Origin of the sequence: Halomonas heilongjiangensis (assembly GCF_002879645.1) — a bacterium.
GTDB classification, from domain to species: Bacteria; Pseudomonadota; Gammaproteobacteria; order Pseudomonadales; family Halomonadaceae; genus Halomonas; species Halomonas heilongjiangensis.
In genome coordinates, this window is record NZ_PNRE01000077.1 from 23,470 (window position 1) to 35,227 (window position 11,758).

Consider the following 11,758-nt stretch of genomic DNA (forward strand, 5'->3'; position numbering starts at 1 on the left):
TTCCGGACCGGACCCCGGAACGCCGTTGCGACGGCCCGACAAATTCTCCGACAAGAGCCCCGCTATGACCCATTCGAGTGCGCCTGCCACCGTCGTGATCTACTCCGGCGGCATGGACTCCTTCACCGTGTTGCATCGTGCCCTGGGCGAGGGCCTCGACGTCCACGCCCTCTCCTTCGACTACGGCCAGCGCCATGCCCGTGAGCTCGAGGTGGCGGCCCGGGTGTGCCGCCGGCTCGGCGTCCCCCACCAGGTGGTCGACATCCGCGCCATCCATGGCCTGATCGACAACTCGGCGCTCACCGACGCCAGCCGCGAGATGCCCGAGGGCGACTATGGCCAGGAGAACCTGACCGCCACGGTGGTGCCCAACCGCAACATGATCCTGCTCTCGCTGGCCATCGCCAAGGCGGTGAACATCGGCGCCGGCCGGGTCGACTACGGCGCCCACGGCGGCGACCACGTGCTCTACCCCGACTGCCGCCCCGAGTTCGTCGAGGCGATGAACGCCGTGGCGGGCATCGCCAACTTCGCCCCCGTGGAGATCCACGCCCCCTACCTGCGGGCGAGCAAGGCGGAGATCCTCGCCGACGGCCTGGCCATGGGGCTCGACTACGCCGACACCTGGACCTGCTACCGGGGCGAGGACCTCGCCTGCGGGCGCTGCGGCAGCTGCCGCGAGCGGCTGGCGGCCTTCGCCGCCAACGGTGCCTCGGATCCCCTGGGCTATCGAGAGCGGCCCGATGCCGCCGGCACTTCACAGCGGCCCGATGCCGCCGGCACTTCACAGCGGCCCGATGCCGCCGCCCGGGGAGCGCCCGATGTATAGCGTCAAGGAGGCCTTCTACTCGCTGCAGGGCGAGGGCGCCCGGGCCGGTCGCGCCAGCGTCTTCTGTCGCTTTTCCGGCTGCAACCTCTGGTCGGGGCGCGAGCGGGACCGTGCCGGCGCCGCCTGCCACTTCTGCGATACCGACTTCGTCGGCACCGACGGCCAGCACGGCGGACGCTTCGCCGATGCCGCGGCTCTGGCCGGGCATCTCGCCGCGCTCTGGCCCGCCGAGGCCGGCGTCGCCACGCCCTATGTGGTGTTCACCGGCGGCGAACCGCTGCTGCAGCTCGACGAGGCGCTGATCGACGCCATGCACGCCCGAGGCTTCGAGGTAGCGGTGGAGACCAACGGCACCCTGCCCGCCCCCGCCGGCATCGACTGGCTCTGCGTCAGCCCCAAGGGCGCCACCTCGCTGACGCTGACCGCGGGCGACGAACTCAAGCTGGTCTACCCCCAGGACGCGGCTCCCCCCGAGCGCTTCGCCGGGCTCGACTTTCACCACTTCTTCCTGCAGCCGATGGACACCGCCCCGCTGGGCCGGACCGACAGCCCCATGGCCGAGACCGTGGCCTACTGCCTGGCCCACCCCCAATGGCGCCTGGCGCTGCAGACCCACAAGATCGCGGGGATCGACTGATGACGCTCTTCGTCAACCGCCTGACCCAACTGGACGTATCGCTCTGGTGCCCACGCCGCGGCCTCACCGCCGCCAGTTGGCACGTGGACGCCGAGCTCGACGGCGAGCTCGGCGGCGACGGCATGCTATTCGACTTCGGCGAGGTCAAGCCGTGGATCAAGTCACGGCTCGACGCCGGGCCGGACCACACCCTGCTGGTGCCGACACGGGCCCCCGGAGTGGAGGTCCAGGAGTGCCTCGAGGGGCTCTGCGTGCGCACCTCCCTGCCCTACCCCATGGAGATCCGCGCCCCGCGCCAGGCCCTCACCCTGCTGCCGTGGAGCGAGATCACCACCGAGCGCCTGGGCGACCGCCTCGCCGACGACCTGATGCGCCGCCCCCCCGACCGGGTCGACGCCATCCGGCTTCGGCTGCACGAGGAGGCCATCGACGGCCCGGCCTACTGCTACAGCCATGGCCTCAAGCGCCATGCCGGCAACTGCCAGCGCATCGCCCACGGGCATCGCTCGCGGCTGCATGTCTGGCAGCACGGCAACCGCGCTCCCGAACTCGAACGGCAGTGGGCCGACTGGCTGGCCGACCGCTACCTGGTCAGCGAAGAGGACATCGTCGACGGCGGTGAATCCGAGTACCGGGGGCAGCTGACCACCCGCTACCGCTCCGACCAGGGCAGCTTCCTGCTGCGGCTGCCCCGGGAGCGCTGCGCCGTGCTCCCCACCCCGACCACCGTGGAGCAGATCGCCGCCTGGCTCGCCACCGAGATCGCCCGCGAGAGCGGACACCCCACCCGGGTCCAGGCCTTCGAAGGCATCGACAAGGGCGCCATCGCCCAGGCATGACCCGGGCGGACGCCGAGGGGAACGGGGAGCACGGAGCATGAAGGAGAGCATCGCACGCGCCACCGCAGACGAGTGCCGCCCCGGCTGCGGCGCCTGCTGCATCGCCCCCTCGATCAGCTCGGCGATTCCCGGCATGCCCGACGGCAAGCCGGCCGGGGTGCGCTGCGTCCAGCTTGATGCCGACAACCTCTGCCGGCTGTTCGGCGACCCCCGCCGCCCCGCGGTCTGCGCCCGCTTCGGCTTCGACCGGGAGCTGTGCGGCGAGCATCGCGACCAGGCGCTGGAGCGTATCGCCGCCCTGGAGCTCGCGACCTGAGGCTGTCGCAGAGCTCAGTTTTCACCAGGCAGGCGTTAAGCACCCTGTAGGAGCCACGCCGAGGGTATCGGCCCCGTTGGCGGCCACCGCCGAGGCGCCCGACGGCGCCAATCGCGCAGAAGATCTGCGCTCCTACAGGGCAGGCATCATCCACTTGGGTGGCCGCCGCCGGGACGCCGGCATCGTCTCCCTGTGGGAGCCACGCTCCGCGGGGCGATTGCGCCGCGCAGCGGCGCCGAGGGCATCGGCCACGCCGGCGGCCACCACCGAAGGCGGCCGAACCCGCCGCCTACCCTTCGGCATCGACGACCAGCGGCAGGCGCCGGTCGAGCAGGGTGCGCCAGCGCACCAGTACCGGCGCGTCGCTGTGGCTCACCCGGCCCAGCAGCCCGCGCAGCTCCTCGCGGGCCGCCTGGTCATCGGGGTCGATCAGGGTCAGCCACAGTTCCAGGGCACACAGCTGCTGGTGCAGGTTGCCATCGTCGCGGGCCTGGGCCAGGGCCTGCTCCGCCAGTGCCCGCACCTCCTCGCGGGAGTGTCCCAGGCGATGGCGGACCCGCACCAGGTGCAGGGCCAGCTCGGGCACGAACAGGGTGGTGCGCTCGCGGGCGATCAGCAGGGTCTGGTCGAGGTAGTCCTCGGCCCGCGCCAGCTCGCCCAGGGCGATGCAGGCGTCCACGTACCACAGCGCGGGGCGCTGGTAGCGGTCGCGACCGGTGACCTCGGAGAGCTCCTCCAGGGCGGCTTCGATCTGGGAGAGGCCCTCGCGGTCGCCCGAGAGGGCCCGCTGCCAGCCGAGCACCGCGCGGGCGGCGATCTGCCACAGGTGCAGGTCGGGCGTGCAGGTCAGCTGGAAGGCGCGTTCGGCGCGGCTCGCCGCCAGGTGCACATGGCCCAGCTGGCGGTAGAGGGCCGAGGCGTAGAGCAGCGCCATGGCCAGGCTGCCGGGGTGGTTGATCTGCTCGGCGAGGCGGATGGCCGACTCGACCTGTTGCTCCGCCCGGCGGTAGTCGCTGCGCAGGCAGAGGGCCCAGCCCTGGAAGCACGCCGCCGCCACCTGGGGATGGTCGGAGAACGGCAGCCACTCGATCATCATCGGGGCGTTGAGCGGATCGATCTCCTCGAGATGATCGTAGGCCTGGCCGATGCGGCCGGCCCAGTATTCGCAGCTGGCCCGGGCGTAGTCGGCCAGGCGCCGGTAGCGCGGGTCGTCGAGCTGGGCCGCCAGATCGGCCAGCCGCGAGGCCAGCGAGAAGGCGTCGGCATGGGAGTGGCGCTGGCTGCAGCCCACCCAGAGCCCCCAGTTGACGAGGAACGCCTGCTCGACATCGGCCGCCTCGCCGGTGCCGGCGAGCAGCTCGCGGGCCTTGGCGAAGCTCTCGTGGGCGGTCGGCGAGCCGTGCCCCTCCAGCGCGAAGGCGGCCTGACCGCGCACCGTGAGCAGGCTGATCTCGCGTTCCGCCTGGTCGTCCACGTGGCGCAGGCTGGCCAGGCCGAAATCGGCCATCTTCAGCGCCGTACGATTGGCGCTGACCTTGAGCGCCTCGCGGGCGGCCAGCTCGAAGTAGCGCGCCCCGCGGGCATAGTGCCCACTGCGGCGCAGGTGGGTGGCGAAGTCACCCGGGTGGCGGCTGATCCACACCGGGAAACGCTCCTCGATCAGCTCGACGACCTGGCGGTGGAGCGCCACCCGCACGTCGCGGGGACAGGAGAGGTAGGCGGCCTCCTGGAGCAGCTGGTGGGTGAACTGGAACTCGCGTCCGCCCTCCTCGCCCTCGGCCGGTTCGATGATCTCCAGCCGGCGCATCTGCTCCAGCGCCCGGGTCAGCCGCGACATCTCCCAGCCGCTGCACTCGGCGAGGAAGTCGAGGCGGAAACGCCGCCCCAGCACCGCCGCCACGTGGGCCACCGCACGGTCGCCGTCGAGCTGGTCGATGCGGCTGGCGAGCAGCCCCAGCAGCCCGCGGGGCAGCTCGTCGAGCTGCACGCTGCGCCCCTCGCGGCGATCCATGTCGACCCGCCGGCAGATCTCCTGCAGGTAGAGCGGCACGCCGTCGCAGCGCTCGATGATCTGGCCGCGCAGCCGCGGGCTGAGGTGCAGGCGATAGCGCCTGGCCAGCTGCGAGAGCAGCCGCGAGGCCTGCATGGCATCCAGCCGGCCCAGGGTGATCTGCTGGTCCCAGTGCAGCCGCGCCGGCAGTGCCTCGCGGCCATGGTGGCTGGCCACCAGCAGGAAGGCGCAATTGATCGGCAGCCGGGCCTGCAGGCCGGCCAGTACCTTGAAGGAGGGTTCGTCGAGCCATTGCAGGTCGTCGATCATCACCACCAGGGTACGCTCGCGGGTCAGGGTGGTGACCAGTTGCTGCAGCAGCCCCACCACCAGCTCAACGGCCTCGCCGCTCTGGGTCAGCACCGCTACCTCGTCGGGCTCGCGCACGCCGAGCGCCTCCTCGAGCAGCTGGCGACGCCGCTCGTCGAGTTCGGGCGAGCCGATGGCCGCGAGCAGCCGTGACAGGGCCTCGGCGTCGATCTCGCCCGCCAACCGCCAGCGCAGCAGCAGCCGCGCCACGCCATAGGGCTCCTGGACCGAGAGCCGCGTGGTCGGCTGCCAGCAGATCGCCGCATCGCGGCTCTGCTCGAGCTGGCGGAAGCCGACCATCAGTGCCGACTTGCCCATGCCCGAGGGGCCGCGCACCAGCACGCTCTGGCGCAGGCCGATGCCGGCCCGGGCCAGGGCATCGCGCAGGGTGCGCAGCGCCGACTCGCGGCCGATCAGGCTGGGCGGCAAGGCCTCGCGGCCGCCCTCGTTCGCACCGAGGACGAGCGCACGCAGGCGCACCCGGCCGTCGCTCGCCACCAGTCGCGACGAGAGCCGCGGCTGCAGGTCGAGCGCCGGCGGCATGTGCTGGCTCGCCTCCTGGGAGATCACCAGTTCGCTGCTCTCGGCGGCGCTCATCAGGTCCAGCGAGCCCTGGCTCACCTGGCCCAGGGGATCGACCATATGGCGCTCGGGCAGGTAGACCACCCGCCCGCTGTTGAGGCCGGCGGCGAGTTCGACACGCGGCGGCTCGCCCTCGCCGCTCCAGTGGCGGACCGACTCCTCGGGCAGCATCCGCCGGCAGTGCTCGAAGAGCGCCACCAGCTCGGCGAGCTGGTGGGCCGGGCCGTGGGTACCGAAGCAGGCCAGCCCCAGGCCCCCGGAGGCGCCGGGCAGCCAGAACCCCCCCAGGTGGTGGCACTGCTGCTCGAGCCAGCGCATCAGCTCGAACTGCAGCGCCAGGCAGGCACGGGTCTCGGCCCGCGAGGAGAGATCGCCCCTGAGGCGCAGGCGAATCGCCATCACCGAGAGCTGGCGCTGCTCGATCTCGTCCTCGCGCAGCGGCGAGCTGTCCGCCGCCAGGGTGCGCGAGAAACCGTTCTGGGCGGTGAGACCGTGACAGTCGGATGAGGCATCGGACCAGTAGCGGGCCAGCTGCAGGAAGGCCGGCTCCGGCTGCTGGCCGGACAGCGCCAGCAGCTGCAGGTAGGCGTTGTACTGCTCGTGGGCGGCGGCCAGTTGCCCCTGTTCGGCGAGCTGGTGCACCAGCCGCTCGTGGAAGGGGCCATAGCCGGGAAAGCGGCTGACCAGGGCCTGCAGCAGGTGGTCGGGAATCGGATCGTGCTGCTCGAGCACCGCCTCGGCGAAGCGGATCACCCGCTGGCGCCACTCGTTGCGCACCTGCACCAGCCAGCGCTGGAACTCGGCACAGGTCGCGAGCTGCAGCTCCTCCACCAGATCGCCCTGGTAATCCGCGAGCAGCGCCTCCAGGGTGGCCACGTCCCGCGGCCCCTTGAGATGCGCCTGGACCTCGTGGAGATCGAACTCCCAGCGCTCCGGCAGGCGGAAGGCGATGGTCTGGCGCGACACCACCAACACCTGCTCGGCCACCTCGCCCAGCGACTGGCGCAGGCAGTGCAGGGCATGGCGCAGGTTGGTGCGCCCCGACGACAGCCCCTGGTCGGGCCACAGCAGCTCGGCCAGGGTGGCTCGGTTCACGGGCTGCTGGTGCAGCAGCAGGTAGACCAGCAGCGCCTTGACCTTGTCGTAGCTGAACTGGGAAATCGCATCCTCGCCCAGGGTCAGCGTGAAATGGCCGAACAGCGCCAGCTGGTCCGGTCCCTTGGTGTCAACGACGTCGGAGGAATCCCGCATCATGGTCGATCCTGCGTGGCGAAAGCGGATGCCTCAGGCCGGCACGCCGCTGTGGAAACGAAACACCGTATCGGGCGAGGCGATCAACTCTCTCTCGCACTCGGCGAAGAAAGCGACGCGTGACTCGATGGGCGCCGGGGAGAGATGCCGGGCCAGCATCAGGTAATCCTCGTAGTGGCGTCCTTCCGACTTAACCAGACTGCGATAGAACTTGGCAAGTTTGTCATCGAGGTGCGGGATCAGCCGCGCGAAACGCTCGCAGCTGCGCGCCTCGATGAAGGCGCCGATGATCAGGATATCGACCAATCGCTCGGGGTCTTGAGCGCGCACATGACGACGCAGCCCCTCGGCGTAGCGGGACGCGCTGAGATGGCGATAGACGATGCCGCGCTCCTCCATCAGGTTCACCACCTGCTCGAAGTGCAGCAACTCCTCGCGGGCGAGCTGCGACATCTTGGTCAGCAGCAGCGGCTGGTCCACGTAGCGGTAGAGCAGGCTCATCGCCGTGGAGGCCGCCTTCTTCTCGCACTGGGCATGGTCGATCAGCAGCAGCTCGGGATTCTCCAGCGCCCAGGCCACCCAGGCGTCGGGGGTACGGCAGGCGAGGAAGGCGAGCAGGTCGGTGGGCAGCAGCGCCTCGGCGTGGGGCGCTTCCCGGGGCTCGGCAAGGGTCTCTGGCATGGTCGTGGCTCGCTAGGGGGTTCAGGAGAGGGTCGCATCGCAGGTCCGGCGCCGCTCGGCGGCATCCGCCAGGGCCGCGCTCAGGCGTGCATGCAGTTCACCGACCTCCAGGTCGCCGAATGCCTCCCGGGGCGCCAGGCCGTAGCGGGAGAGGTCACGCATCCGCTCGCGCCCCACCCGCAGCAGCTCCACGGCCCGCGACAGCGGCGGTTGCCCGGGGCGCACGCGGATACGGTGACGCTCGAGCTGGGCCGCGAGGCGCTCGGCATCGACCAGCCGCAGGTAGTGCCCGGCCACCGTCTCGCGCAAGGCGTCCAGCTCGGCCATGCGCTCGGCCCGTTCGGCCGCGGTCAGCGCGAACCAGTCGCGGATCTCGTCGTCGCCGCGCTGGCAGCCGCGGCACACCCGGTCGCCCAGGGTGGTCGAACAGAGCCCGACGCAGGGCGAAGTGATGGTGGCACCCATGAACACCTCTCCGTTGATACGTCACCAATGGTAACGCGGGCAGCCTTGCGTGACATCATGTAGCGGCGCCGATAGCCCGCCGACCAAAGTTCAAGGCCCCCGTCACGGGGCTCGCTTAACATTGTCGACAGTTTGGCGTAGAATCGCGGCCACTCAGTGACTAGGAAGTTTCACTAGCCAAAGCGGCCATTTCGCCGACGTTCTTCGTCGAATCGGCGTGCTTTGGCCACCACAACAGATGAGGGCCCCAACGTGCTTGAAGCCTATCGCCAACATGTCGAGGAACGCGCCGCCGAAGGCGTCCCGCCGAAGCCGCTGAACGCCGAGCAGGTCGCCGCGCTGATCGAGCTGCTGAAGAGCCCACCCGCCGGCGAGGAGGAGTTCATCCTCGACCTGCTGACCAATCGCGTTCCCCCGGGGGTCGACGAGGCGGCCTACGTCAAGGCCGGCTTCCTCACCGCCATCGCCAAGGGCGAGGCCGAGTCGCCGCTGATCGACAAGGTGCACGCGGTCAAGCTGCTGGGCACCATGCAGGGCGGCTACAACATCGTCTCCCTGGTCGAGCTGCTCGACGACGCCGAGCTGGCCAAGGAAACCGGCGAACAGCTCAAGCACACCCTGCTGATGTTCGACGCCTTCCACGACGTGGAAGAGCGTGCCCGCGCCGGCAACGCCGTGGCCAAGGACGTCATCCAGTCCTGGGCCGACGCCGAGTGGTTCCTCTCCCGGCCCGCCCTCGCCGAGAAGATCACCCTCACCGTGTTCAAGGTGCCCGGCGAGACCAACACCGACGACCTCTCCCCCGCCCCGGATGCCTGGTCGCGCCCCGATATCCCGCTGCACGCCAACGCCATGCTCAAGAACGAGCGCGACGGCATCGAGCCGGAAGCCCCCGGCACCACCGGGCCGCTCGCGCAGATCGAGGCGGTCAAGGCCAAGGGCTTCCCGGTCGCCTATGTCGGCGACGTGGTCGGCACCGGCTCCTCGCGCAAGTCCGCCACCAACTCGGTGCTGTGGTTCTTCGGCGACGACATCCCCAACGTGCCCAACAAGCGCGCCGGCGGCTTCTGCTTCGGCGGCAAGATCGCCCCGATCTTCTTCAACACCATGGAAGACTCCGGCGCCCTGCCCGTGGAGATGGACGTCTCGAAGATGGCGATGGGCGACGTCATCGACGTCTATCCCTATGCAGGCAAGGTGTGCAAGCACGGCACCGACGAGGTCGTCACCACCTTCGAGCTCAAGACCCAGCTGATCCTCGACGAGGTGCGCGCCGGCGGCCGCATCCCGCTGATCATCGGCCGCGGCCTGACCGGCAAGGCGCGCGAGTCGCTGGGCCTGCCCCAGTCCGACGTCTTCCGCCTGCCCGAGCAGCCCGCCGACACCGGCAAGGGGTACACCCTGGCCCAGAAGATGGTCGGCAAGGCCTGCGGCATGGAGGGCGTGCGCCCGGGCATGTACTGCGAGCCGAAGATGACCACCGTGGGCTCCCAGGACACCACCGGCCCGATGACCCGCGACGAGCTCAAGGACCTCGCCTGCCTCGGCTTCCAGGCCGACCTGGTGATGCAGTCCTTCTGCCACACCGCCGCCTACCCGAAGCCCGTGGACGTGGACACCCACCACACCCTGCCCGACTTCATCATGAACCGCGGCGGCGTCTCGCTGCGTCCCGGCGACGGCATCATCCACAGCTGGCTGAACCGCATGCTGCTGCCCGACACCGTGGGCACCGGCGGTGACTCCCACACCCGCTTCCCCATGGGCATCTCCTTCCCGGCGGGCTCGGGCCTGGTGGCCTTCGCCGCCGCCACCGGCGTGATGCCGCTGGACATGCCGGAATCGGTGCTGGTGCGCTTCAAGGGCAAGCGTCAGCCGGGCGTCACCCTGCGCGACCTGGTCCACGCCATCCCCTACTACGCCATCCAGGCCGGCCTGCTGACCGTCGAGAAGTCGGGCAAGAAGAACGCCTTCTCTGGCCGCGTGCTGGAGATCGAGGGCCTCGAGGACCTCACCGTCGAGCAGGCCTTCGAGCTCTCCGACGCCTCCGCCGAGCGCAGCGCCGCCGGCTGCACCATCACCCTGGGTGAAGCGAGCGTTACCGAGTACCTGAAGTCCAACATCACCCTGCTCAAGTGGATGATCGCCAACGGCTACGGCGACAAGCGCACCATCGAGCGCCGCATCCTGGCCATGGAAGAGTGGCTGGCCAACCCGAGCCTGATGCGCGCCGACCAGGACGCCGAGTACGCCGAGGTCATCGAGATCGACCTCGAGGAACTCAAGGAGCCGGTGCTCTGCGCCCCCAACGACCCCGACGACGCCCGCCTGCTCTCCGACGTGGCCGGCGAGAAGATCGACGAGGTGTTCATCGGCTCGTGCATGACCAACATCGGCCACTTCCGCGCCGCCGGCAAGCTGCTCGAGAAGCAGCCGGCCGGCAGCCTGAAGACCCGCCTGTGGCTGGCCCCGCCGACCAAGATGGACCAGCACCAGCTGACCGAGGAAGGCTACTACGGCATCTACGGCCGCGCCGGGGCGCGCATGGAGATGCCGGGCTGCTCGCTGTGCATGGGCAACCAGGCCCGTGTCGCCGCCAAGAGCACCGTGGTCTCCACCTCCACCCGCAACTTCCCCAACCGCCTGGGCGACGGCGCCAACGTCTACCTCGCCTCGGCGGAGCTGGCGGCGGTCGCCGCGGTGGAGGGTCGCCTGCCGACCGTCGACGAATACCGCCGTTACATGGGCGAATTCGACGCCATGGCCGGGGAGATCTATCGTTACATGAACTTCCACGAGATCGAGGAGTATCAGAACGCCGCTTCCAACGTGATTCCGGTCGCCCAGGAAGCCTGATACCCTGCCTTTCGACTCCGATGCTCGCAACATCGATGGCCGTCGCGCGGCGGCCAGAGCCGATGACCGAAGCGCCCCACCCGGGGCGCTTTTTTTATTTGCCACCTCGCTTCGCGACGCAATCGCCCCGCGGAGCGTGGCACCCACGGGGTGGATAAGGCCTGCCCTGTAGGAGCGCAGATCTTCTGCGCGATTGGCGCCGTCAGGCGCCCCGGCGGATGCCGCCTACAACCTGCCCGCCCAGCTCTCGGTGGCTTCACGCAGCAGGCCGTGGACCACCCTGAACACCTCGGCATCGCGGCGGTAGGGGTCGGGAATCTCGCGGCCACTCCCGCCATCCAGCCAGCGGCCAAGCAGCAGGGTCTTGCCCAGGGCAGCCGGGGCCAGTTCCGCGGCGGCCCGGCGCTGCCCCTCGCTCATCACCAGCACCAGGTCGGCGGCATCGAGCATCGCGGCGCTGAGCTGGCGGGCCTGGTGGCCGTCCACATCCAGCCCGTCGGCCTCGGCCAGCGCCCGGGCGGCGGGCTCGACGCCGTGCCCCACCAGCGCGCCCAGCCCGGCGGATTCGATATGGCGGCCGGGCAGCCGCTCCCTGAGCATGGCGGCGGCCACCGGGCTACGGCAGATATTACCGACACAAACCACCAGGATATGCTGGAACATTCTCTCTCCGTCGTCAGCAAACTTTGGGGTCAGACCCCAAAGCGAAATTAGCGTCCTCGGCAGCGCCAGGCGGCGAGCAGGTTGACCAGCGCCAGGGCGAGCAGCACCGCGGCGATCCAGCCCAGGCTGCCGACCAGGCTGTGGTAGGCGCCGGGGACATCGTGGGAGCGGAAGCTCATGCCGTACTCGGCCAGCCGGGCGAGGCCGTAGAGCAGCAGCGTCAGCAGCGAGAGCGGCAGCGCGAAGCGCCGCCGGGCGAGCCAGCGGGTCAGCCGCCAGG

General features: G+C 70.2%; 10 protein-coding genes. 5 read left to right on the forward strand and 5 right to left on the reverse strand.

Translation table 11 applies throughout. The annotated features are described in order from the left end of the window. The first annotated feature begins 64 nt into the window (after window positions 1-64). Genes queC through C1H66_RS17255 form a run of 4 tightly spaced genes read left to right on the forward strand, consistent with a single transcriptional unit; the run spans window position 65 to window position 2,621 of the window. Complete coding sequence (gene queC / locus C1H66_RS17240; protein WP_102629114.1) at window positions 65-829, forward strand: 7-cyano-7-deazaguanine synthase QueC; 765 nt, start codon at window positions 65-67, stop codon at window positions 827-829. Beyond that, window positions 822-1,466 carry a 7-carboxy-7-deazaguanine synthase gene (gene queE / locus C1H66_RS17245; RefSeq protein ID WP_102629115.1) on the forward strand — a complete coding sequence of 215 codons (645 nt, stop codon included), beginning with the start codon at window positions 822-824 and terminating at the stop codon, window positions 1,464-1,466. Before queC ends, queE begins: the two co-directional genes overlap by 8 nt. Next, window positions 1,466-2,305, forward strand: coding sequence for a 6-carboxytetrahydropterin synthase (locus C1H66_RS17250; RefSeq protein ID WP_102629116.1), 840 nt, complete (start codon window positions 1,466-1,468; stop codon window positions 2,303-2,305). Before queE ends, C1H66_RS17250 begins: the two co-directional genes overlap by 1 nt. Before the next feature lie 37 nt (window positions 2,306-2,342). After that, window positions 2,343-2,621 carry a YkgJ family cysteine cluster protein gene (locus tag C1H66_RS17255; protein ID WP_102629117.1) on the forward strand — a complete coding sequence of 93 codons (279 nt, stop codon included), beginning with the start codon at window positions 2,343-2,345 and terminating at the stop codon, window positions 2,619-2,621. Between the two features lie 289 nt (window positions 2,622-2,910). Here C1H66_RS17255 and C1H66_RS17260 read toward each other — a convergent pair whose 3' ends face one another. From C1H66_RS17260 to C1H66_RS17270, 3 genes are read right to left on the reverse strand one after another with little or no spacing between them, the layout of a single operon-like run. Next, window positions 2,911-6,813: an ATP-binding protein gene (locus C1H66_RS17260; RefSeq protein ID WP_102629126.1), complete on the reverse strand. Its 3,903-nt coding sequence runs from the start codon at window positions 6,811-6,813 to the stop codon at window positions 2,911-2,913. A gap of 33 nt (window positions 6,814-6,846) precedes the next feature. Beyond that, window positions 6,847-7,494 (reverse strand): MiaE family protein, encoded by a 648-nt coding sequence (locus C1H66_RS17265; protein WP_102629118.1) that lies wholly within the window; start codon window positions 7,492-7,494, stop codon window positions 6,847-6,849. 21 nt (window positions 7,495-7,515) lie between these two features. After that, complete coding sequence (locus C1H66_RS17270; RefSeq protein WP_102629119.1) at window positions 7,516-7,959, reverse strand: DUF1289 domain-containing protein; 444 nt, start codon at window positions 7,957-7,959, stop codon at window positions 7,516-7,518. Window positions 7,960-8,211: 252 nt separating this feature from the next. Here C1H66_RS17270 and acnB point away from each other — a divergent pair, with 252 nt between their 5' ends. Next, a complete protein-coding gene (acnB, locus tag C1H66_RS17275) occupies window positions 8,212-10,815 on the forward strand; it encodes a bifunctional aconitate hydratase 2/2-methylisocitrate dehydratase (RefSeq protein ID WP_102629120.1) in 2,604 nt (867 codons plus the stop codon). Between the two features lie 225 nt (window positions 10,816-11,040). On the opposite strand, the gene C1H66_RS17280 is transcribed toward acnB, so the two are convergent. Together C1H66_RS17280 and C1H66_RS22970 are read right to left on the reverse strand one after the other, a co-directional pair. Beyond that, entirely contained in the window at window positions 11,041-11,478 is a 438-nt protein-coding gene (locus tag C1H66_RS17280; RefSeq protein WP_102629121.1) for a low molecular weight protein-tyrosine-phosphatase, read from the reverse strand. A gap of 47 nt (window positions 11,479-11,525) precedes the next feature. Then, window positions 11,526-11,758: hypothetical protein (locus C1H66_RS22970; RefSeq protein ID WP_205738689.1), on the reverse strand; the 233-nt coding region annotated here is incomplete at its 5' end.